At 61.8% G+C, this 22,123-nt stretch carries 17 protein-coding genes; 6 read left to right on the top strand and 11 right to left on the bottom strand.

Features of this window, described 5'->3' with window-relative positions; translation table 11 throughout:
• The 4 genes from HMPREF2944_RS00380 to HMPREF2944_RS00365 all read right to left on the bottom strand — a co-directional run.
• The coding region (locus tag HMPREF2944_RS00380) for an ATP-binding cassette domain-containing protein (RefSeq protein ID WP_070679361.1) at window positions 1-1,645 on the bottom strand (1,645 nt) is incomplete at its 3' end.
• 498 nt (window positions 1,646-2,143) lie between these two features.
• Entirely contained in the window at window positions 2,144-2,956 is an 813-nt protein-coding gene (locus HMPREF2944_RS00375; RefSeq protein ID WP_070679358.1) for an NUDIX hydrolase, read from the bottom strand.
• Window positions 2,957-3,219: 263 nt separating this feature from the next.
• Window positions 3,220-3,540: a putative quinol monooxygenase gene (locus tag HMPREF2944_RS00370; RefSeq protein ID WP_005507364.1), complete on the bottom strand. Its 321-nt coding sequence runs from the start codon at window positions 3,538-3,540 to the stop codon at window positions 3,220-3,222.
• 102 nt (window positions 3,541-3,642) lie between these two features.
• A complete protein-coding gene (locus tag HMPREF2944_RS00365; protein WP_070679355.1) occupies window positions 3,643-4,227 on the bottom strand; it encodes a TetR/AcrR family transcriptional regulator in 585 nt (194 codons plus the stop codon).
• Between the two features lie 212 nt (window positions 4,228-4,439).
• Between HMPREF2944_RS00365 and HMPREF2944_RS00360 the strand changes: the two genes are divergently transcribed.
• From HMPREF2944_RS00360 to HMPREF2944_RS00345, 4 genes are all read left to right on the top strand, one after another.
• On the top strand, window positions 4,440-6,005 hold the full coding sequence (locus tag HMPREF2944_RS00360; protein WP_070679352.1) for an MFS transporter: 1,566 nt from the start codon (window positions 4,440-4,442) through the stop codon (window positions 6,003-6,005).
• Between the two features lie 93 nt (window positions 6,006-6,098).
• A complete protein-coding gene (locus HMPREF2944_RS00355; RefSeq protein WP_070679349.1) occupies window positions 6,099-6,611 on the top strand; it encodes a helix-turn-helix domain-containing protein in 513 nt (170 codons plus the stop codon).
• Window positions 6,611-7,471 (top strand): IS3 family transposase, encoded by an 861-nt coding sequence (locus HMPREF2944_RS00350; RefSeq protein WP_070679346.1) that lies wholly within the window; start codon window positions 6,611-6,613, stop codon window positions 7,469-7,471. Before HMPREF2944_RS00355 ends, HMPREF2944_RS00350 begins: the two co-directional genes overlap by 1 nt.
• 235 nt (window positions 7,472-7,706) lie before the next feature.
• Window positions 7,707-9,008 (top strand): NADH dehydrogenase, encoded by a 1,302-nt coding sequence (locus HMPREF2944_RS00345; protein ID WP_070679343.1) that lies wholly within the window; start codon window positions 7,707-7,709, stop codon window positions 9,006-9,008.
• A gap of 406 nt (window positions 9,009-9,414) precedes the next feature.
• Here the strand turns inward: HMPREF2944_RS00345 and HMPREF2944_RS00340 are convergent, their stop codons facing one another.
• The 6 genes from HMPREF2944_RS00340 to HMPREF2944_RS00315 all read right to left on the bottom strand — a co-directional run bounded on the left by HMPREF2944_RS00340 (window position 9,415) and on the right by HMPREF2944_RS00315 (window position 17,651).
• Entirely contained in the window at window positions 9,415-10,488 is a 1,074-nt protein-coding gene (locus HMPREF2944_RS00340) for an alcohol dehydrogenase catalytic domain-containing protein (RefSeq protein WP_070679341.1), read from the bottom strand.
• Between the two features lie 183 nt (window positions 10,489-10,671).
• Window positions 10,672-11,544 (bottom strand): anchored repeat-type ABC transporter permease subunit, encoded by an 873-nt coding sequence (locus tag HMPREF2944_RS00335; protein ID WP_049333785.1) that lies wholly within the window; start codon window positions 11,542-11,544, stop codon window positions 10,672-10,674.
• Window positions 11,541-12,416: a metal ABC transporter ATP-binding protein gene (locus HMPREF2944_RS00330; protein WP_070679338.1), complete on the bottom strand. Its 876-nt coding sequence runs from the start codon at window positions 12,414-12,416 to the stop codon at window positions 11,541-11,543. The genes HMPREF2944_RS00335 and HMPREF2944_RS00330 overlap by 4 nt, the downstream gene beginning before the upstream one ends.
• Window positions 12,413-13,492, bottom strand: a complete 1,080-nt coding sequence (locus HMPREF2944_RS00325; protein WP_070679335.1) for a TIGR03773 family transporter-associated surface protein — start codon at window positions 13,490-13,492, stop codon at window positions 12,413-12,415. Before HMPREF2944_RS00325 ends, HMPREF2944_RS00330 begins: the two co-directional genes overlap by 4 nt.
• 93 nt (window positions 13,493-13,585) lie before the next feature.
• The gene (locus HMPREF2944_RS00320) at window positions 13,586-15,334 is read right to left on the bottom strand and encodes an anchored repeat ABC transporter, substrate-binding protein (protein ID WP_070679332.1); all 1,749 of its coding nucleotides are present in this window, start codon (window positions 15,332-15,334) and stop codon (window positions 13,586-13,588) included.
• Window positions 15,321-17,651, bottom strand: a complete 2,331-nt coding sequence (locus HMPREF2944_RS00315; protein ID WP_070679328.1) for a TIGR03773 family transporter-associated surface protein — start codon at window positions 17,649-17,651, stop codon at window positions 15,321-15,323. Before HMPREF2944_RS00315 ends, HMPREF2944_RS00320 begins: the two co-directional genes overlap by 14 nt.
• A gap of 262 nt (window positions 17,652-17,913) precedes the next feature.
• Between HMPREF2944_RS00315 and HMPREF2944_RS00310 the strand changes: the two genes are divergently transcribed.
• Window positions 17,914-20,886, top strand: a complete 2,973-nt coding sequence (locus HMPREF2944_RS00310; RefSeq protein ID WP_070679325.1) for a choice-of-anchor M domain-containing protein — start codon at window positions 17,914-17,916, stop codon at window positions 20,884-20,886.
• Between the two features lie 227 nt (window positions 20,887-21,113).
• Here the strand turns inward: HMPREF2944_RS00310 and HMPREF2944_RS00305 are convergent, their stop codons facing one another.
• Complete coding sequence (locus HMPREF2944_RS00305) at window positions 21,114-21,557, bottom strand: DUF4190 domain-containing protein (protein WP_070679322.1); 444 nt, start codon at window positions 21,555-21,557, stop codon at window positions 21,114-21,116.
• Between the two features lie 301 nt (window positions 21,558-21,858).
• On the opposite strand from HMPREF2944_RS00305, the gene HMPREF2944_RS00300 reads away from it, so the two are divergent.
• On the top strand, window positions 21,859-22,123 hold a 265-nt coding region (locus tag HMPREF2944_RS00300), incomplete at its 3' end, for a pyrophosphorylase (protein WP_070679319.1).

The following is a 22,123-nucleotide window of genomic DNA, read 5'->3' as shown; positions in this document are numbered from 1 at the left end:
CCAGCCAGTCCACCGAAGAAATGTCGAGGTTATTCGTCGGCTCATCCAATATGAGTAGCTGCGGCACCGGGTTGGCCAGAAGTACCTGCGCCACCGCGGCACGGAAGCGCTCACCTCCGGATAAATCCCCAATGCGCTGATGTACGCTTTCGCGACGGAAGAGCAGGCGCGCCAGCTGGTCACGCAGATGCTGTTCGCTCGCACCGGGATTCGCCCTCTGTACGGTTTCAAGGAGGGTGAGCTCCGGGTCGAGGATGATGCGCTGCGGTAGGTATGCGGTGTTGTCCAGGCGGTAGAGCACTTGGTATGCAGGCGGCACTGGGGAACGGTAACCAGGGTCATTCGCGTGCGCTATCGCATTGAGAAGCACAGTCTTGCCACTGCCGTTTGCTCCCGTGATGTGCAGGTGTTCGGGTCCGGTCAGGATAAGAACCTCGGGAAAATCTTGGATTTGAAGCAGATAATCAACTTTATATGGTTGTGTTTCACGTGAAACGGTGTTTTGGGTGTACGCATTCTTAAGGTCGGTGCTCTGCGGTGTAGATGCGCAAGAGTCGTTCTTCACCCGATGTAATTCCAGTACTTTCCGCCCCAGTGGGAGCGCATCCTGAACAAGTTCCAGATAGATACGCTCCTGCACGCGCAGGTTCTCTTGGGCTTCTCCAACTGCCGCCCGCGCATCCGCCACCATGCTTTCGTGGGCTGTGTGAAGTTTCCCGGCAGAGCGCTCTGAACTGTTCTTATCCAGGCCCATAGCCATGCCAGGTTTCCGCTTTGACCGCTCAAATTCGCGACCTCGGCGAGTGTTGCGATCGAGCTTAATCTGGTTCTCGGCACGTTCACGCTCAGTTCTACGCGCCTCATTCTTCGCCTCGCTCACGCGACGCTGAGCTGCCTGCTGTTCGGTCTCCAGCGCCTGGCGGTAGGTGCTGTAGTTACCCTCGAAGAGGCGCAGATGAGCCAGTCCCTGACGGTCGGCGTGAAGCTCGGCAATCACGTGCACGCGCTCCAGCAGGTCGCGGTCGTGGCTAATGATGAGCGCCGGGCAGGGTAGCGCCTCCAGTGTCGTGAAGAGCTGGGCTTTCGCCGCGGAGTCTAGGTTGTTCGTCGGCTCGTCGAGCAGGATGAACTCTGGGTCTGAATACAGAAGCGCGGTGAGTGCGGCTGTGACCGTCTGACCACCTGAAAAGGTGCTAAGGGGACGCACCAGAAGGTTGCGACGGGCCTGTGTATCGGTCGTAGTGAGGGCAGGACCAAAACCATGTTCGGCAAGGGCTACGAGGGTGCGTTTTTCAATATCCCAGGCGTCGCCTATGGTGTCGTAAAGGCTGGGGGAATATTCGCCCGATTCCAGCGCATCAAGCGCCTGCAATATTTTTGTAATTCCAAAAATATCGGCAAGATGCTGATGCCCACTCAACCCTAAATCTTGCGGTAGGTACGCTATGTGCGGTGGGGTGCTGATTATGCCTTGACTAGGGTTTATGTCGCCAAGAATAAGTCTGAAGAGGGTAGTTTTTCCGGCGCCGTTATCACCGATAAGCCCGGTGAGTGGCGCAGAAAATACCGCGGAAAGGTCTGTGAAAAGTGGGGGCTCACCCGGATGTGCATACGAAATATGGTCGAGTGTAATGTGGTGTGGCATGGGCCGAGTTCCTTCGAATGGGTGCTCGGATTCCCGCCATCGTATTGCACGTTAGGCATGAGAATATGAAAAAACCCGAGCGCGGTCTGTAGGTACACGTAAGCCCGGGTAGTGGGGTGGACGCATAAAAGCGCATTGACCTGGTGTTGTTGGATCCGGGCTTATGCTCGGTGGGTCATTTCTTTGATGCCTCCTAGATTCCGAAGGGCACCCCGGTCGCGCCTTGGTGGCTTCGGTCAAACGATACGTTCAGCTCCGTAGCTACCCTCGCAATGGGGTAGTGCAGGAAGAGAGCTGATGGCTCAAGCATAGAAACTGTGTGGGTGCTGAGTCAAACACCCTCCGCAAAACCTTCTGACAAGTACCGATACCCCCTAGAGAGCACCGGAGAGTACTAGAGAACACAAAAGGAGGGGCGACACCGCACGGTGCCACCCCTCCTTTGAAGCATTAGATCTTAGGCATTAAATCTGCGCGCGTACAACGCGCGAAACGCCATTACGCCTCGTGGCGCTCGCGGTACATGCCCAGCGGGCCCGCATCCGCGTACGCCTGAGCATCGTTGTAACGGTACAGGCGCGGCGGGCGGTGACGGGTGCCCTCCACGCGGCGGCCGGTGTCAATAATCGACTTCGACGCCGCAATCTGGCGGCGGAAGTTCGCCGGATCCAGGGTGCGACCCAGAATCGCCTCGTACACCTCACGCAGCTGCGCCAGGGTGAACTCCTCACCCAGGAAGGAGTGCGCGATACGCGAGTACTCGACCTTGTTCTGCAGGCGGTAGAGTGCGTACTCAATGATTTCGTTGTGGTCGAAGGCCAGCTCGGGCAGCTCATCCACCGGGAACCAACGGATGTTCTCGTGCACGCGGGTGTTCGCGACCTCGGTGGCGGGAATCGACGCCCAGTACACCACGGACACCACGCGCTCGTGATCGGCGGCGGGGGTGGGAACCGGGGCGCCGCTCAGGCGGGCGGCACGCGCCTCGGGGGTGCGCAGAACGTCGCCGAACGCGTAGAGCTGCTCCAGGTAGCCGGGCTCCAGGTTGGTGGCACGCTTCAGGGTAAAGCCGGCCGCCTCCTCCAGGGAGAGGGTCGGCTTGAGGGGGCCGCCGGGAAGTGCCCACTGGTCCTTGTAGGGCTCGCGGAGGCGGCGAACCAGCGGTAGCCACAGGGTCGGGTGGGTCTCGTTCTCCTTGGGGCGCAGGGCTAGGATAACGGTTGAAACGGCGAGGGATACGGAAGAGTGGTCCACGTCGTTGTGCTCTTCAACGGCGACTGCGCCGGGAAGAGGCTCAGATGCGATGCTCATTCAGGCCTCCTGTGCGAATGGGTATCGATAGGTGTGCATACTCTACTCATTTTAAGGGGTTAATAGGGTAAAAATGCACGCAAGGCATCCGCTGACCCGAAAACCGGTACCATCCGCGTCGTGTCAAGGGGAAAAAGTTTAGGTGTGGCGCACGCGAAAGCGCCCCTCCTGCCTGTCCACAAGAACAGTACGGAGGGGCGCTCCAGCGTCTACTTATGCAACGTCTAACTATGTAATTTTAGGGTGCATACCAGCGGTGCAGACTAGTCAATCTGCAGCTCGCCCATAGCGTCCCAGCCCTCGCCGTCAACCAGGCGAGAAACAATCTTCGGGGTTGCGGTCAGCATGGGGCGCATGTCCTTCAGAGCCTGCTGGAAGTGGTCAGAGTTTACATGCGGGCCAGCGGCGTCATCGTTGAAAGCCTCGAGCAGAACGAACTCGTTCGGGTCTTCGATGCTGCGGGACCACTCGAAGAACTTGTTGCCTTCCTCGGCGCGGGTTGCCTCGGTGAAGGCGCGGGTCTTCTCAATCCACTGGTCGGCGTATTCGGGCTTGACGGGGAACTTCACGGCAATAAAAATCATGGGAACTCCTTGGTTGGGGTGATGACGTATCACTTCAGTTTAAACCCTCGGTGCCTGTCGGTACCCGGGTTTTCATCGGGGTAGTCGCACATGCGGGGGTCGTTAATTGGCAATCACTGCGGCCTTGAGCACCTGCAGTGCGCGTTCCAGTGCGGCGCGGTCGGATTTGAGCATGTCGGCGGTCTGCGGGTTGGCGGAGCCGCCCCCGAAGGCCGCGTTGTAGTACATTCCGTCACCCAGAAGTAGCACGGCGCGGGCGATGCGTTCGTCGCCGAGCTCGGCAAGAATGAGCGAGTGCCACCCCTCCTGTACACGGGCTAGGGTTTGCTGGGCGAGCTCATTATTGTTCTGAGTCAGGCGGCTGAGGGCAATGAGGGCACGGTCGAACGGGGTGTTATCCGGCGTGGAGGAATTGATGTAGTAGGCGCTTGCCCCCTCGGGTGCCTGCTCCATCGCCGCGAAGTCCTCTTCAGCCAGGGTGAGAGTGCGTTCTGCGAGCGCCTCAAGGAGCGCCTTCTTGGAGGAGAAATGGTAGAGTAGCCCGCCCTTGGAGACCTTGGCGGCGGTGGCGACGGCGTCGAGGGTTGCGGCGCGTTCTCCCGAGCGAATCAGTAGGTCGACGTAGGTGTCGAGGATGTGTTCGCGGGAGTTGTTGGCACGCTGTTTGCGGTGGTTGGGGGTGGTCATGGGTACCAGTCTAACCGCTTGAAACTATACCGTCCAGTTGGTATAGTTAATCTTCGTTTGTGGACCCGCCCGGACCCCTAAAACTCCCCGGACAAGCCCCAAAACCTCACTAAAAGACTTACTAAAAGACCTAGTCCAAAAAACAAACCGAGCTGATGCCGCGCCCGCGTCCGCCACATCAGCCGACACTTTATAGACGCACGAAACACTTCATGACGAATCACAATCCGCACACCACGGCTCTGCCCATTCACGCCCCCGACCAGAAGACCAAGCGCTGGGCGGCACTCGGCGTGCTCATGCTCCCGGTGCTCCTGGTCTCCATCGACAACACGGTGCTCGCCTTCGCGGTGCCCGCAATCGCTAAGGCGCTGAGCCCCTCCTCCGCGGAGCAGCTGTGGATCGTTGATGCCTACCCGCTGGTGCTCTCCGCCCTGCTCGTGCCCATGGGCGCTATCGGTGACCGCATCGGCCGCCGTAAGCTGCTGCTCATCGGTTCGACCGGCTTCGCGGCGATTTCTGCGCTCGCGGCGTTCGCACCCTCCGCACTGATGCTCGTGGTTGCCCGTGCCCTGCTCGGTATTTTCGGTGCGATGCTCATGCCGGCAACCCTGTCGATTATTCGCAATATTTTTGTGGACGCGACCGAGCGCCGCATCGCTATTGCCGTGTGGGCTTCGGGCTTCTCCGCCGGTGCGGCGCTGGGCCCGATTGTGGGTGGCTTCCTGCTGGAGCACTTCGACTGGGGTTCGGTGTTCCTGCTCGCTGTGCCGATTCTGATTCCTCTGCTGATTCTTGCCCCGATTATGGTGCCCGAGTCTAAGGACCCGAATCCCAGCCCGGTGGATCCGCTGAGCATCCTGCTGATTATGACCGGCATGACCGGTATTACCTTCGGTCTGACTCACACCTCCGAAACCGGTTTCGATGCGGTGGCTATTAGCACCATCCTTGCCGGTCTGTGCTTCATCGTTCTGTTTGTGCTGCGTCAGCTCAACCGCGAGAAGAACGACATTCAGCCCATGCTGGATGTGCGCCTCTTCCGCAACACCGTGTTCACCGGTGCGATTACCGCGAACCTCATCTCCATGACGGTGGACGTTGGCTTTATCTACTTCGCCTCCCAGCACCTGCAGTTGGTCTCCGGTCTGCCGCCCATGTACGCCGGTATGCTGCTGATTCCCGGCACCCTGGCGACCATTATCGCCGGTCTGGTGATTGCGCGCGTGGCGGTGCACTTCCACCCGGCGCAGGTGGTGTCCTTCGGTTTGGCGCTCAACGCTGCCGCGTTCGCGGTGCTCGCCTTCCTGGGTGCGCACAGCGACGTGGTTATTATCCTCATCTTCATCGTGCTCGGTACCGGTATCGGTATTGCTCAGACCATTTCGAACGACCTGATGCTCTCCAGCGTTCCGCCGCGTAAGGCTGGTGCGGCATCCGCGATCTCGGAGACCTCCTACGAGACGGGTGCGGTGCTCGGTGCCGTCATCATCGGTGGCATGCTCACCGCCGTCTACCGTGCGAACGTGGTCGTGCCCGCCGGTCTGGATGAGACTCTCGCCGATAACGCCCACGAAACCCTCGGCGGTGCCGTGACGGTCGCAAGCCAGGTGGGTGGCGAGCAGGCAAATCAGCTGCTCTCCTCCGCATTTGCCGCCTTCGACTCCGGCGTGGTGCTGAGCTCCGCGTTCAGCGCCGTGCTCATGGGTGTTATGGCTGTTATCAGTTACCTCATGATCCGCAAGGCACCGCGCGAAATGAAGCTCGCAGAACACTAATTCGGAATACATGAGCCCCGCCTCCTGACGCTACTGAACTGCCTCCCGTTTCTTGGACAACAAAACTAAAGTCCAAGAAACAGGAGGCTTTTCATGTCTGAGCATCTGGGATTAAGGCATGACCGTTTGCTTCGGGAACAGGCAGCGCAAATGTTTGAGAAGGGACGTGGCTATCGTTTGACCGCCAGCAGGCTTGGTGTGTCTGCCGCGACTGTGAGAGAGTGGCAGAAAATGTACCGCGTCATCGGGAAGGGCGGGCTTCTTGCCATGGGAGTAAAACACACCAAATACGACTACGAGACCAAGGTCGCCGCAGCGAAGGCTGTAGTTGATGGTGGAATGAGTAAGCCTGATGCGATGATGCGTTTCGGTATTGCGAGCACGACACCGTTGAAGCAGTGGTGCAGGCTGTACCGGCAGGGCGGCGCGCAGGCACTTAAACCTAAGCCCAAGGGCAGGCCGAAGGGGACGGTGCGGGCGGTGCCACCAACGCGTGAGGAGGAACTCGAAGAGCGCGTGCGCAAGCTTGAGGCACAGGTGGCGTACCTAAAAAAATCGATTGCCCTGAAGGCGCACAGACGCTCCCAAACCGGGACAAAGCCCTAGTGGTCGCCGAGCTTTCAGGGCGCGGACACAGGGTGCGTGATCTCCTCGAAGCTGCTGGCCTTGCCAGGTCGAGCTACTACTACGCACTGGCTCACCCCCAGCAGCCAACCAGAGTGCAGCTACGTCCCAAGGTCGCGCAAATCTTTTCGCGAACCCCCAAAGGGTGCGGTCACAGACAAGTAGCTATGTGCCTGCGCGCTGAGGAAGGGGTGCGCATCGCCGATAAGACGGTCTTGAAGATGATGCGCCAGATGGGGTTGCGCTGCGGCATACGCCGTGAGAGGCCCTACCGCAGGTACAACTCTTACAAGGGGGAGGCGGGGCAAAGTTTTGAGAACATCATCGGTCGCAACTTCACGGCGACTGGTCCTTGGCAGAAGTTGGGTACCGATGTTACCGAGTTTAAGCTTTCCTTTGGTAAGGCCTACCTCGCTCCGGTTTATGACTTTGCCAGCAAGGAGATTGTTGCCCACTCCATCTCGATGTGCCCTAATCTTGCCCAGCAGCAAGAGATGCTTCAGGTACTCATGGATGCCAAACCCGAGGGAGCTAAGCCGGTCTTGCACTCGGATATGGGGTGGCAGTATCAGCACGAGTTCTACGTCAGAACGCTTGCTGATAATGGTTTCATCCAGAGTATGTCACGTAAAGGCAACTGCATCGACAATGGTGCCACCGAGCAGGTCTTTGGACACATTAAGGACGAGTTCTTTCGCGGCCAGGACTGGCAGACCTTCGAGAGCTTCAAAGCCGACCTTGATGCCTATATCACGCATTGGAATACAGTAAGACGTCAGGTAAAGCTTAGGGGCCTGACTCCGGTAGAGTACCGGGTTCAGGCCCTGCAGGAGGCCGCATAACGGCTAGTATTTAATGCGTCCAAGTTTCGGGGCGCAGTTCAAACCGCAGCATCGGGAGGCGGGGCTTAATTTACGCACCCACCTGTGCGTTTAAAGGTTCAGCACAGGTGCCGGTGGTACGGTAAAAACAGCGGGCTCGCGCCCGCAAAGGACGCCCCAAAAAGACGTCCTGAAAAGACGCGCTGAAAAGACCGAGGAACCAGCGGCTCCACACAACTCAAGGAGGAACGCCACCATGGGACTCAAAGACTGGATAGCACCCTTCATTACGCTACTGATTGGTGCCAGCACCATCTTCATCTCCTACAAGAACTACCAGGCGCAGGCGGCGGCGAAACCCTCCGAACTGGCGCGTCTAGAGCTGTGGAGCAAGCTCCTCACCGAAGCCGGCTTGGACCTCAACGCCCTACCCGACCCCGAAAAGCTCACCTCCGACCAGCGCGTCGTTCTCGAAAATTACCGGGTCTTCCTCAAACGAGCATCCCTCGAATCGAAGCTGCGTAAAGTTGGCATCGACAGCAACCGCATCTTCAGCCTGCTCATGAAGCGTGCCCACTCCTCCGTGAAACCCACGCCCATCCCCATCGGTGACTCGGTACGCTACTACCGCCTGATTCTGCGCGGCCTGCTGTACATTTGGGTGCCGCTCGCCGTGGTGTTCATCGGTGTGCCCATCATCGTGGTCACCATCGTCTACCTAATTGGCCTGTTCACGAACCACCGCGGCAATCTGTCTGACTTTGCGCTTTCCCCGCTCGCCGTGGTGCTCCTGATTGTTGGTGCGGTTGCCGTCGGTTCTCTCGTGTACCTGCAGAACCGTATTATTTCCGCCATTATCGCGAACAACGTGTACTTCTACTTCTGGGATATTTACGGCTCCAAGAAGGGCGCCCGCGATTCCAAGGAAGCTTACAGCGAGCGCCTGGCGGCTAAAACCTACGCCGACCAGCTGTTCCTTGGCCAGCAGGAGTTCGCCCACCAGTTCCGCGAAAATATGTACATGGCGGGTATCCAGGAGATCGACGAGTACCCGCGTGTGCTCAGCGATAGCGTGATGCTGCCGCGTAACTACCGGGTTGTTGAAACTACCGAGGCGGAGGACCGCATCGACCGCTTCGTGAACTGGGTGCGTTCCAAGATTGGCTTCGAGCGTCTGGAACCGCGCATCATCTACACGCTCGAACATAAGGACGCGCACAAGGATGAGCAGAAGGATTCCGCGCACGGTGAGCCGGTAGCTACCGAGCAGGGTGTTTCTGGGCAGCCCGTAGAGACTCCGGCTCAGGATAAGCAGGAGGATGTGCAGAAGGCTCCGGAGGCGCCTATCTCGGAGGAGCCCATCGTTGCGGAGGTGCCCGTTGAAGCGCCTGCCGAGGATCCGGCTGATGCACCCACCGAGCCCGTCACCGGAAGTGCCACCGAACCCTCCGCCGCAGCAGTTGCCGTATCCGGGGCAGATGACCCCACGGAGGCGTTCACCCGCATCCCGCACGATGCCGCCAGTGAGGAACCCGGCGCTGAGAAGCCCAAAAACTAAATAGCCCGCCCGGAACACAGAAAACCCCGGAGTACAGAAAATCCCCGCAGCGCCGGAATCCGGGCATGAGAAAAGGGTCGCAGCCTACGAGTTCGCCGTTGAACCGTAAGCGTACGACCCTTTTCTTTATTCTCTTCGGGGGCGCGCGAAATCGGAGGTACCGCGCGTTCCAGAAGAGCCTATCGATGCGCTCGTCGTGCATCGTACCGGCCATCTCGCCGGGTAGCCGGCGGGCGCATCACGTCTTTCGAGCCGTCCGCTACCGCGGACGGGGGATCCGCTCCCCGGGTGAGTCCTACCCTTTCTCACCCGGGGGCGCATCGAGGGACGTTCACGGTGTCATGAACCATCCCACCGGAACCCCACACTCAACACAGGAGTTCCGGGACCTTGACGGTATGCGTGCCTACCGAGGCGTGGGGGCGTCCTCGCGAGCGATAACAACCTTGACCGCGTTGTGCTCGGTCGCGTGCCCGAAGACGTCGTAGGCCTCCTCGAACTGGTCGAAGGAGAAATGGTGCGTCGCCATGGCCTTGGCGTTCAGGCGGCCGGAGCGAACCATGTTCAGCAGGTTGCCCACGGTGTTGCAGTTGACCAGGCCCATGTTGATGTTCACGTTAGAAATCCACATGGTGTTCAGCGGCAGCTCAACGGGCTTGCCGTGCACGCCGGCGTTCGCGATGTTGCCGTAGGGGCGAACAATCTTGGTGCAGGTCTCGAAGGTCTGCGGAACGCCCACGGCCTCGATAGCGACGTCTACGCCCAGGCCGTCGGGGGAGAGGGCCTTAATCTTCTCGATGAAGTCCGGGTCGCCCGCGTTGACCTTATCGGTTGCGCCCAGCTCCAGGGCCTTGTCCATGCGGTTCTCGTCGAAGTCGACGGTGATGACGCGACCGGCACCGCAGAGGTTAGCGGTCATAATCGCGCCCAGGCCCACCGGGCCCGCACCAATCACGGCGACGGTATCGCCGGGCTTGGTGTTGCCGTTGAGAATACCCATCTCAAATCCGGTGGGTAGCGCGTCGGTGAGGAAGAGGACGTCCTCGTCGGTCAGACCCTCCGGAACCAGGTGAACCGAGGTCTCTGCGTAGGGAACACGCACGTACTCAGCCTGGGTGCCGTCAATCATGTAACCGAAAATCCAGCCGACGCCGCCGACGGTCTGGCAGTGCGAGGGGCGGTTCGCCTTACAGTACGAGCACTTACCGCAGCTGGTCACGGCCGGAATGATGATGCGGTCGCCGACCTTCAGGTCAGTCACCGCGGAGCCTACCTCGGTGATGGTGCCGACAGCCTCGTGGCCGAGGATGCGCCCGTGCTCCACCTCGGGGCAGTCACCCTTGAGGATGTGCAGGTCGGTACCGCAGATGGTGGTGGTGTCCACGCGTGCGATGACGTCCGTGGGCTCGAGGATGGTGGGGTTCGGCACTTCTTCCCAGGCGCCCTTCTGGTCGGGGCCGTGGTAAACATACGCTTTCATGCTGACTCCTCCGTTGAAGTTCATGTAAGGGGTAGCGATGACGTTATCACTGCCGATATCAACCTATAAGAAGTGTTTGATAGGTTGTACTTTCATTAAACAGGGAGTGTTAAATTAAGCGTCTTTATTACACGGAGTGTTCTCTTTGGTTCTTAAAGCTTAAGCATGGGGCCTCTTGAAGGCTTAAGCCGCTGCCTCCGAGCTCTGCTTGAGCTGTGCGCGCGCTCGAGAACGAACCGCCGTAACGGCCCAGACCAGCACGAAAGCCGCCACCATCGACAGCACGATCGTGCCACCGGTCGGCAGGTTAAACGCCCAGGACAGGTATAGGCCGACAATCGAGCAGATACCGCCAAATACCGGCGAGAACACCATCATCGACCCCAGTCGACGACAGGCCAGGCGTGCTGCCGACGCCGGAATCACCAGAAGCGCCAGCACCAGCACGTTACCGAGGGTCTGTAGGCCCAGCACCACGGAAATGGTCACCAGAACGTACAGCACAATGTCCAGGGCGAGCACCGGCAGGCCCATCGCGCGGGCACTCTCACGGTCCAGGCTGACCGTCACAATCTGCCGGTGGAACAGCCACAGCACCAGCAGGATCACGGCGCCCATGATTGCGGCGTTGGTGATGTCCTCATTCGAAACACCCACAATCGAGCCGAACAAGAAATCCTGCACCGACCCCGAATAGCCCGGCGCCAAGGAAATAATCACAATGCCCAGCGCAAAAGAGGCGGCGAAGAAAATGCCGATGACCGAATCCTCGCGCAGCCGCTGATTCTGGCTGAAAATAGCCACCAGAATAGCCGTTACCACGCCCGCGGTCAGGCCGCCCACCATCAGGTTGCCGCCCAGCACGAATGCCACCGCAAGGCCCGGGAACACCGAGTGCGCCACCGCATCGCCAATGAAGACCATGCCGCGCATCATCACGTGGCAACCCACCACACCCGTCACCACCGAGGCTAGCAGCACCGCAGCCAGGGCGCGCGGAAGGAACGCCAGGGACGGGTTGAACAGATCGGCCAGAAAATCGAGAGGAGTAATCAACGGGAACTCCCGGTAGAAGTAGCAGTATCAGCGTGGGCGGGGGAAGAAGCGCAGGAATCCGGCAGTTCGTGGCCGTACTCATCCAACGCACCACCGGCACAGGTGAAGCCCGTGCGGGCGTGACCCTGCGCCTCCTCAATATCGTGACCGTGCAACCATGTGTGCAGCTGCTCCAGACTGAAGGAGGCCGCCGGGCCGTCCAGGTGAATATTGCCGCGCACACCGCACAGACGCGAACAGGATTCGCGCGCCGCCAGCATGTCGTGCGTGGACATCAGAATCGTGATGCCCTCGTCCGCCAGCTCGCGGTACAGGCGGGTCAGCGTGGTCTGGGTGGGGGCATCCACGCCCGTGAACGGCTCGTCCAGCAGCAGCAGGGAGGGGCCGGCCGCCAGCGCGCGCGCAAGTAACACCCTCTGCCGCTGGCCACCGGAAAGCTCCGCGATGGAGGCGTCCTGCAGGTGCAGAACATCGGTGCGTTCCATCGCCGAAAAGACCTGCACCCAATCCTTCTTCGCCGGGCGGCGGAAGAACCCAATCTCACGCACGCGGCCGGTCATCACCGTATCCTTAACGGTCAGCGGAAAATCCCACTGGAACTGGTGCTTCTGCGGCACGTAACCGATGTGCGCACGCGCCGCGCGGGGCGACTCGCCCAACACGCGAACCTGCCCGGAGGCGGGGCGAATCAGGCCCAAAATGGTGCGCAGCAGCGTGGTCTTACCGGCACCGTTGGCACCAATCAGACCCGCAAACTCGCCGCGCTCCAGGGTCAGGGACAGATCCTTGAGGATGGAGCGGCGCGCGTAGCCGGCGTACAGGTTTGAAATTTCGAGGACGGGCTCAGTACCCGCTGTTACCGACGCGCTCACGAACGGTCACCGCGCACTTCATCCAGTGCCTCACGCTGAGCGGAGGAGCGGCGGCGACGGGAGGCGATGAACGCGCCCACGCCCACCACGACCACGATGCCCGCGACAATAGGACTCCAGGAAATCGAGAACTCGGCACGGAAACCGCTCTGGTCGCTCGCCGCGGCAGCAGAGGAGGAGCCGGTGGCCTGGGTGGCGGAGCTAGACGAAGCGTCCGAAGATGCAGAAGAAGCCGAGTTCGAGGAACCGCGCGCCTGCGCCTCCATCGCGTACAGGGTATCGGCGCTCGCGGAGTCACCCACCGCAAACTTCAGGTAGCGGGTATCGGACACGGCCGAACCGTCGGAGAGCTCGGCGCTCGCGGTGACCTTCAGCAGGTACTCGCCGGGGGCGGTGAATACCCAGTTCGCGTGGGTGTGAGTGTTCTTCTCAACCCACAGCTTCTGCGGCTCACTCTTGGTCGAGGACCACAGCACCTGCGGCGCCGAGAAGTTGCCGTTCTCCAGGTACAGGCTGAACGTGCCGGGGCCGCTCACCTGCTCCAGGGTCAGGTTCACGCCGCGGTTCAGCTTGGACACCAGCTGCGGATCCTGGGTGTTCCAACCCGGCCAGATGACGCCCTTGGTTTCGGTCTGCGGAATCACGTACACCTTAGAACCGGCGGGTGCGCCCACGAAGGAGTAGCGTGGGTCGTTCGGCACCTCCAGGATGGCCTTATCGCTGCCGCGGTAGATGACCTCGTCCAGGCTGCGCCAGACGGGGGTTTCGCCGTGGTCGTCGTGGAGCATGAGCTCAAACTTACCGTTGTTGAAACGAGGACCCATGTCCACGTGGCCGGCGGAGATTTCGATGCGGCCGGATGCGACCGGCTGCTCCGCCGACAGGGTCTGGGTGAGGGCGCGCTCGCCGCGGCTCAGGTTGCTGTCGCTCGGCTGAGTCGAGGCGCTCTCAGCGGTTGCCGGGGTGGTCTCCGCGTGTGCCACACCCAGGGGGGCGAGCATGAGGCTGGCGCCCAGAGCCAGGGCGGGCAGCGCGCGGCTACGTGAGGAGCGGGAGGGGGTGGTTGAGTTCATCATGAGGACTTCCTTGGATCATGACCGAAACGGTGTGTGAAAGATTATCTATATGCTGATATGGCTATATGGGCTTGTGGGTAGCTTAAAACCGGGTTATAAGGTGCTTGCCTCCGAGCAGCTAGCACCCGAAGAATCGCCGCCGGAACTAGCCCCAGAGCACAGCGCAATCGTGTGAGCATTCGCCAGCATCATCTGCGCGTAGTGAGGAGCCTGCGCATCCAGAGTGTCCGAATAGAGCACCCCGGTACGCACCTGAGCCTCCCGAGCCAGCTCCGTGAGAACCGGCGAACGCATCGCCGTGGACTTGTCCAGATAAATCGCTGGAACCTTCAAATCCTCGACCGTGCGGCGCAGGCGCTGACGCTGCTGAATACTCGGCTCGCCGCTGGCGCTGGCGCTCACAAAACCTGCAATGTGCAACCCGTAGGTGCTCGCCAGGTAGCGGTAGCCGTCGTGCGTGGTGACCAGGTTGCGCGCCGCCTCCGGCAGGGCCCCGTACACCTGGCGCAGCTGAGCGTCCAAGGTGTCAAGCTCCTTCATGACCTGCTCGGTGCGCGCCGCGTACTCGCTCGCACCCGCCGGGTCGGCGGAGGTCAGCGCGTCACGGATGACCTGCACGCTCGCCTTCGCGTTCGGTACCGAATGCCAAATGTGCGGGTCGATTTCGCCGTGCACGTGCTTGCCCAGAACGGCCTGCGCCAGCAGGTACACCTGGCCGCGATGCTCCGAAGCACCCGACCGCAGGAAACGGTAGCTACCGCCGGCGGGCACCTCCTGCAGGGTGCGGGAGGGGACCGCGACCACGGCGCGGTTCAGTTCGTACTCTACGGCACCCTGGGAGGAATCCGCGCGGAGCACGAGCCTGCCGTCGCCGGTGCGCGCCGTAATATCGGCGTGACCTGCGGAAAGAACCTTAATCTCGGCGGCAGAAACGTTCTGTTCCTTCGCCAGACGGTCCACCAGCTGTTGCGGGTCGCGACCGACCGCGCAGTACAGGGTGCCGCGCGAAGAATGCACGGACTCCGGGGCCTTGACCGCGGTGGCGCTCAGCTCAATCGCGTACTCGCCGGCATCGCTAAACGCCCACGACAGGTGCGTATGCGCCTGCAGGGGTAGCTCCAGCGAACCCATATCGCCGGTACGGATCGCGGTGTCCCCCTCGCGGGTGAGGTTCACGCCGCGCGCATGCGAATCGCACAGCATCTCCACCGCGCCGAAGGTCTGCGTAATGAACGCCGCCAGCTGCGCATTCGAGGAATCGGTGGCGGTGCGCGCCCGCACGCTCTGCACCTCAAAACGCATGCCGGCCTCCGAAGAGTCGGCGGGGGCGGACTCGTTCTGCCCGCCCTCCTCAACGCGCAAACCCAGCCAGATGGAGTCCAGGGAGGCATCCTCAACAATGGCTTCCAGCTTGCCGCCGTACTGCTCGATCTTCTCCGCAACCGCCACGGACACGACCCCGGCGGGCAGGTTCGCCTCAACCATCTTGGTGAGCTTGCGCTGCTCCAGCAGCAGGCCGTTCGTCAGGGCGCAGCGGGCGTAGGCGACATCGCGGATATCGCGCAGGCTCGGCTCATACGAGTGCGGGTCGGCACCGGCAGGCACGAGGGAGTGCACGCTGGCGCGGTCGCCGGCAATCTGCTGCGCCAAATCCGCCAGAATCGGGGTCGTGGCGACCACGTGCATCCGGTCGGAGGAGGCATTGACGGTGCTGGCGCATCCGCTCAGCGCGAGGGCACCTGCACCGGCACCCGCCGCGGCGCGGGAGGCGAGGGTGAGGGCGGCGCGTCGCGTATAGGCGTGCGAACCCTCGCCGGCGGTATGTCCGCTATGCGGTGCCACCGCGGCGTCCCTTCCGGCGTGCCGAACGCAGAATCATGGCGCCCAGCGCCAGAGCGAGAACCGAGGTGCTGACCATGAACGGGTCGATGACCACACCGGTGTTCGGCAGCTTACCCGCCGCGGCCGCCTTCTGGGCGGTGGCGAGCTCCTGGCTGGTCAAGGCGCAATCCTCGCCGGACGCGGTCTTGCCGACGATGCGCACCTTGGATCCGTCGGGCTTGGTGACGATACCGGTGGCTTCGTCCACGGTGCCGTTGAGCGGGTTCTTGGCGGTGCTCTGCTCGCCGCCGTTGTTGGCGCCGTTAGCGCTGTTAGCGTTGCCGCCGTCCTGCTTGGTGCCCGCCGCGCCCTGCGCGTTGTTGCTTGCCGGAGCGTTATCGGGGTTGCCGACGGTGAAGTGCAGAACCGATTCGCTGCTGACCTGCTGACCGTTCTTCAGGCGCGCAGTCCAGCCGATGGTCACGGTGTAGCGACCCTCGGCAGTGAACACCCAGTTGCTGTGCTGGTGGGTGTTCGCGGGCACCTGGAAGGAACCGCCGCTACGCGAATCGAAAACCTTCTGACCGGCGGAACCGAAGTTGCCGGAGAGGAAGGTGGACATCGTGCCGGGGCCCTCAAAACCGTTGAGGCTCATGGTGACGGGGCCGTCGAGCTGCTTGAGCAGTTCGGGGTCCTGGGTGCTCCAGCCGAGCCAGGGCACGCCCTGCTGCTGGGTTGCACCAATCATGTGCACGGGGGTGCCCGCCGGGGCGATGTCTTCCATGCCCGCGGGCAGGTTGAGCTTCGCGGCGTCATTGAGCACGAACTCGAGGGCGCCGGGGGAGACGTGGCGGGCGGGGCTGGTGCGGTCGTCCTTCACGCTGCTGGTGAGGTTGCCGCCGTTGAGCACGGGGCCCACGTCAAAGTGACCGTGGGTGACTTCTTCACGGCCGCTGTGCTCGGCGGCGTTAACCACGGCGAGGGTGGGGATGCCGGTCGGCGCCTGGGCTGCCTGGTTGCTCTGCTTGCTGTCCTTCTGAGCGTCCTTGGAATCCTTGGCGTCTTCGGCGGGGACCTCGGTGGCGATGCACTGCTGGTTCAGGCTGCCGGGCAGGCCGGAGGAGAGGATGCCGCCGCCGCTGTTGTTGCCGGGTGCGGTGACGTTCTGGGCGTTGGAGCCCTTCACGCTGCGGGAGTTGCCGCTCTTGTTGCCGTCCTTGTTTTCACCCTTGTCAGAGCCGTTATTGGTGTTGTCGGTGCCGCTGATAGCGGTTACACCGGATCCACCCTGGGATGCCTGCTCACCGTTTGTGGCAGACTTTGCGCCGTTCGGGTCGGTCACCTGCGCGGCGTTCTGGCCGTTCACGGATCCATCCACGCGGCGAATACCGGTGGATGCGCTTGCCTCAGCAGATGCACTCGCCTCAGCACTTGCGGAGGTAGATGCGCTGGGGCTGCTGGTGGCGCTCTCGGTGGCGGTGGTGCTCGCCTCGGGGGTAGTGGTTGCCTCGCTCGTGGCTTCCTTGGTTGCTTCCTTTGCGGCGTTCTGCGCGTTCAGGAGCTTGAAGCCGTCCTCAGCGTTAGTGCCCACGGCGATGGTGTAGGTCGCCTCGGAGCTGACCGGGGTGCCGTCGGCAAGGGTTGCGGTGGCGCGGAACGTCAGCTGGTAGATGCCTGCGCGGGTGAATGCCCAGCTGAGGTGCTCGTGGCCGCCAGCGGTGATGGTGTGCGGTGCGAGCTGGTCGTTGGTGCTGAAGACGCGCGGGTTGTCGCGGCCGGATTCGGTGAAGACCTCGGCGCGGCCGCCTTCCGGTACGCTGCTGCGCACGAGTTCAAGGTTGATGGTGTTGTCCTTGAGTGCGCCGGGGCGGATTCCTTCCGCACCGAGGCCGGGGTAGAGCAGGCCGCGGGTGCGGGTGGAGGGAATGTAGAAGATGTCGGTGCCTTCGGGGGCAATGTAGTCGTAGCCTGCTACGACCTTGGTGTGTGCATCCTCGACGTCGGGCAGGTGGAAGACGGTACGGGCGGGGTTGAATCGTCCCTGCTGGCCGGGGGCGGTGTCTGCGAGGGTGCCGAGGGTGAACTGGTTGCCGTCGAGGAAGGCGTTGAGCATTTCGGTGTGTACACCGGCGATGACGTAGTCACCTTCGTAGTTGACGTAACCGCGCGACTCGGTACCCGCCTGGGTGCCGGTCTGGTTTTCCTGCGCCTGGTTTTCCTGCGCCTGTGCGGCGGTGAAGGTGCCGACCTGGGGGAGGGCGAGGGGTGCCCCGAGTGCGAGGGTGCATCCGAGGGTGGTTGCGCTGAGTAGGCTCAGGGGTTTGGTGCGTCCTTGCATGGTGGCTCCTTGGATGACTGCTCGTTGGCTGGCGCGCTACCCGGTGCTCCCGGGGGGGTGCCCGGCGGCCTGTTGCCGGTTTCTCCCTTGCGGAAGGGGTGCACTCTGCCGTGTTTTCTCTTTGTGAATGTACGTGGTGTGCGTTTTTGGGCGCGCCTCTGCGCACATGTGTTTCTGAGAATCACTATACTCACTTAGGTTCTGAATGACAATTATTTGCAAAAGAGCTACGCTAAGAAAGAGAAAAATGAGAAAGGTTGTCATGAGCTCTCAGAAGCAGACCCAACGACGGGTCACCACACACACTCCCGCGCTCTTCATCCCCGGCGGCAAGCCCGCCCTCCGCCGCGCCGCCGCGTTCCTCTCCGCCGCAGCACTGCTCGCGCTCGCCGGTGCAGCCCCCTCCATCCCCGCCGCCGCGGGCCCCGACGACGGCAAAATCGTCACCACCAAGGGCCACGTCGACGCCCCCAAGGCATACTGGGACGAGCAGAACGGCACCTTCGTCCTCATGAACGAGGCGAACCCCTACAAGACCGGCGCAGACACCTACGAACTGGATAAGACCGTCAACTGGGTCGGCAAGGGCTACAGCGGCCGCGACGGCAAGTCACAGTACACCATGACCCTGGGCGACTCGCCCTCCCTGGCGTTCCTCGGCGAACCCGGCCAGACCCTCTACATGGCACCGCACCTGACCTACGGCAACCAGGACCCCATCTGGGCTGGCCTGGGCGCATCCACGAAGGTGCCCACCGAACGCTTCCGTGACGGCGTGTTCGCCACCGACATTCTCTCGGTTGAGGGCCCCGGCCGCATGGAGCTCTTCCGCTACAACCCGGACGATGCCCCCGCCGACGTGTACCGCATGCTCTCCAGCAGCTCGAACGGTTGGCACTCCTGGCTGCTCGATAAGGGTAGCCACACGCACAACACCACGACCTTCACCCGCCCCGGCCGCTACGTGGTCACCTACCGCACCGTGGCGCGCTCCACCGACGGCCGCATCATCAGCTCTAAGCCGTCGAAGCTGGTCTGGCAGGTTGGCGGCATGCAGCCCACGCTCGGTGACGGCACCCCCACCGCCGTGCCCACGGTCAACCGCTACAACGCGGCACCCGTCGGTGACCTGGACGCCGCAAAGTACGTGCTGTCCGTGGCGCCGCACCGCCTGGACGCCGACCCGGCAAAGAACAAGGACGCTGACGACAAGCTCAGCGACATCACCTTCACCGCCGCGAATAAGAACCTCAAGGGCACCCTGACCCTGTACAACAACGGCTACTTCCTGACTGACCTGCCGGTCGTGAACGGTACCGCCACCTGGTCTGAAATGCTCGGTAGCGAGGGCTCCCAGCTGCAGGCGGTCTTCACCCCGGACACCTCCGATGCGAATAGCGCGGAGGCGTCCCGCTGGATCTCGCACAAGCTCGCCTACGAGCCCGGCAAGGCTGAGAGCGTGTACAGCGACGACGGCAACGGCTCCTGGCCCGAGGAGATCCCGGATCAGGCGAACACCGTGCTCAGCACCGAGCAGTACACGCCGACCAGCATGGACTACGACGTGACCGTCACCCCGAACGGCAACGGCTTCAGCACCGTTGAGGTCCGCTTCAAGGACCCGAAGGTGCGCGGCTTCATGCGCGGCGGCTTCTACGCCCAGGATGACCCGGTGTACCCGTACCTCGACCTGGAAGGCTCCGTCGAGGATGGCGTGGCGCGCTTTACCTTCCGTGACGAGTCGTTCTACAAGGGCACGGCTCTGCGCGTGAAGATGCTGACCCACCCGGACATGAACGCTTCCGCCTCTACCACTGAGGTTGCGGCGAACTACGAGCCGGGCACCAAGTACACCGCGCACGGTGCGTTGGCTCCCGATAGCGCGCCGATTGCGGATGCGCCGAAGCCTGCTCCGGTGGATCCTTCGCCGAGTGCTGAGCCTACGGTTGCGCCCTCTGCTGAGCCGAGCGAGGCACCCAGCAGCGAGCCGAGCATTGCGCCCACGACCTCGCCGAGCGAGGTTCCGAGCGTGCCCGCAGTGCCCAGCGAGCCTGCGCCCTCCAGCCCGGCTCCGACGACTCCGGCACCGTCTAGCCCCGCGCCCGCGAACCCGACCCCGAGCGCACCGGCGCCCTCTGCTCAGCCGTCCACCCCCGGAACCCCGGGTCACCAGTGCGTGCCCGGTCAGATTGATGGCCGCGCCAAGATTTCGCACGGCCACCTGGACATTCAGGCGACCCTGAAGGACCGCCAGCTGTCCGTGGGTCTGCGCGACGACAGCGGCATCATTGACGCCGATTCGACGGTGCGCCCGCTTGATTCGGTCGTGTGGACGGTCAGCGAGAACGCCCGCCGTGTACGCACCGAACGTATGGCTGATGAGAAGCTGAACTTCATGGGCCCGGTCGGCACCGCCTTCTACGGTCTGCCGCAGACTCAGCAGAGCGGCCTGCCCTGGCCCGGCTACAACACGCAGGATATTGACTACAGCCAGCTACGCGGCCCGGTGCGCCTGCACGTGGTGCCGAAGGTCATGCCGCAGGGTGCACGCTTCGGCATGTTCACTGAGTCGCTGAATGGTGCGGATGTGCTGCTGGATTCGACGACCGGCAAGACCACGATCGACATTGATTACGCGACGCACGCGCACGCGAACTGGGTGTTCTCTGAGCCCGGCCAGTACATGTTTGACGTGCACTATTCCGCGACCCTGGCTGATGGTACTGAGGTGAGCAGCCCGGTGCAGCAGCTTGCGGTTGCTGTGGGTAAGAAGGCGTCGGATGCGTGCTCGTTTGAGACTGCCGTGCCGAAGGACCCGAACGCTGAGTCGGATGACTTTAGCGGTGTGCGCCGTGTGGATTCGGCAACCCCGGGCGGTGCTGGCGGTAATGCTGGTTCCGGTCAGGCTGGCCAGTCGGGTCAGTCGGGTGCCGCGCAGTCTGGTCAGTCCGGTCAGGCTGGTGCTTCTGGCGCCGCTGGTGACGTGAACGCGCAGGGCTCCTCTGACGGTTCGGCTGATGGTTCTGCTGGCGGCGTGTACCCGGGTGGTGTCTCCGGCGGTGGTACCGGTGGCGGCTCCATGGGTCAGTCCGGTGTGTCTGCTTCTTCTGGTGGTGCCCAGCAGGGCGGCCTGGCGCGTACTGGTTTTGGTGCGGCGTCTGTGGCTGTGGGCGGTGCGCTGGTGTTGGGTGCGGGTACTGTGATGGTGCTGCGTTCTCGCCGCCGCGCCTCCTAGTGTTCGCTGCGTGAGGACACGCTGATACGGTGAAGCCCCCGCGGCTGAGAGGATGACTCTCGGCCGCGGGGGCGTTCCTGTGTGGTGCTCCAGGATTTATCCGAACGGTCCAGATACATAACGCTCACGGAAGATACGGTTGAGGGGCGCTCGCAGGCACGGCGACTGCCGCACGTGCGAACGCCCCCCCATCACACAGAGTCGGTTACTAAACCAGGCGGACCGGTTTACTTATCCATCTCGTAGACCCAACCGCCGGCGTTGCAGTAGCGCTTGCCGTCCTTCTCAGTGATGGAGTAGCCAGGCTCGTGGTTCTCGCACTTCTGGATAACCTCGCGGGCCTCTCGGTTAGACTTCTCAATGTTCGCGGCACGAATCTGGAAGAAAGCAAACGTAGCAATGTACGCCACCAGAACCAGCACGAGGGCAGTAATCGCCATACCCTTACCCTTGCCGGTGCCATTCTTGACCATGACCAGAGCAATCACTGCGAAAACAATGGTCGGGATGGTTAGGAACGAACCAATGACAAAGATGCCGGTCAGTGCGGAGATGATGCCCAGGACCAGTGCGGTTACTGCCGCCCACTTCTTCTTCGGTGCCTCGGCGGGTGCCTGCTGGGCGAATTGCGGCTGCTGCGGTGCGGTCGGCTGCGGGGTGTTCTCAGACATGAAAGTCCTCATTTCGTATGTGGTTACGAGTTGCATGAATGTGTGCCCTCTAGTGGAGTGGCATATATCTCATAGAATACCGTACACAAGGAAGGTTCTTGGCGAGATGGGAACAAGCTTGTCTATCTACTAAGATGCGGTATCCACTGTTGGAAATTTTTCCTGCATGGGGATGTTGTGGGCGCTTTTTTATATGAGATGGTGTAGTGTTCAAAGTGGTGCGAAGCACTAAAGGTGCGTATTTGATATTCGCGTGTCTAATGCACATCTTCCGGCAATTCATCGACGAAAGAGGATCACCGTGTCTGATCGCGTACTCTCATCGCAGGCAGCCAAGGATGCTATTACTGCTCTGCAGAACATCATCAACGGCGGCCTGCAGAACGAGATTAATAACCTCAACCAGCAGGGTAACCAGCTGAAGGACCCCAACAACTGGGACGGCCCCCTGGCTGAGCGTTTCCGTAATGATACCTGGCCCGGCGTAGAAAACACCCTGCGTAACCTGACTCAGGAACTGACCGACCTGCGTGAGCAGCTCAACCAGATTTCTACCGATATTTTCC

This window comes from Rothia sp. HMSC072E10, from assembly GCF_001813965.1.
Taxonomy (GTDB): domain Bacteria; phylum Actinomycetota; class Actinomycetes; order Actinomycetales; family Micrococcaceae; genus Rothia; species Rothia mucilaginosa_A.
This window is presented reverse-complemented; position numbering and strand designations above follow the sequence as displayed.

Excerpts from the sequence above, each read along its gene's own strand:
- HMPREF2944_RS00375 (WP_070679358.1), bottom strand. The coding sequence starts at position 2,956 with ATGAGCATCGCATCTGAGCCTCTTCCCGGCGCAGTCGCCGTTGAAGAG.
- HMPREF2944_RS00370 (WP_005507364.1), bottom strand. The coding sequence starts at position 3,540 with ATGATTTTTATTGCCGTGAAGTTCCCCGTCAAGCCCGAATACGCCGAC.
- HMPREF2944_RS00365 (WP_070679355.1), bottom strand. The coding sequence starts at position 4,227 with ATGACCACCCCCAACCACCGCAAACAGCGTGCCAACAACTCCCGCGAA.
- HMPREF2944_RS00360 (WP_070679352.1), top strand. The coding sequence starts at position 4,440 with ATGACGAATCACAATCCGCACACCACGGCTCTGCCCATTCACGCCCCC.
- HMPREF2944_RS00355 (WP_070679349.1), top strand. The coding sequence starts at position 6,099 with ATGTCTGAGCATCTGGGATTAAGGCATGACCGTTTGCTTCGGGAACAG.
- HMPREF2944_RS00345 (WP_070679343.1), top strand. The coding sequence starts at position 7,707 with ATGGGACTCAAAGACTGGATAGCACCCTTCATTACGCTACTGATTGGT.
- HMPREF2944_RS00340 (WP_070679341.1), bottom strand. The coding sequence starts at position 10,488 with ATGAAAGCGTATGTTTACCACGGCCCCGACCAGAAGGGCGCCTGGGAA.
- HMPREF2944_RS00325 (WP_070679335.1), bottom strand. The coding sequence starts at position 13,492 with ATGATGAACTCAACCACCCCCTCCCGCTCCTCACGTAGCCGCGCGCTG.
- HMPREF2944_RS00315 (WP_070679328.1), bottom strand. The coding sequence starts at position 17,651 with ATGCAAGGACGCACCAAACCCCTGAGCCTACTCAGCGCAACCACCCTC.
- HMPREF2944_RS00310 (WP_070679325.1), top strand. The coding sequence starts at position 17,914 with ATGAGCTCTCAGAAGCAGACCCAACGACGGGTCACCACACACACTCCC.
- HMPREF2944_RS00305 (WP_070679322.1), bottom strand. The coding sequence starts at position 21,557 with ATGTCTGAGAACACCCCGCAGCCGACCGCACCGCAGCAGCCGCAATTC.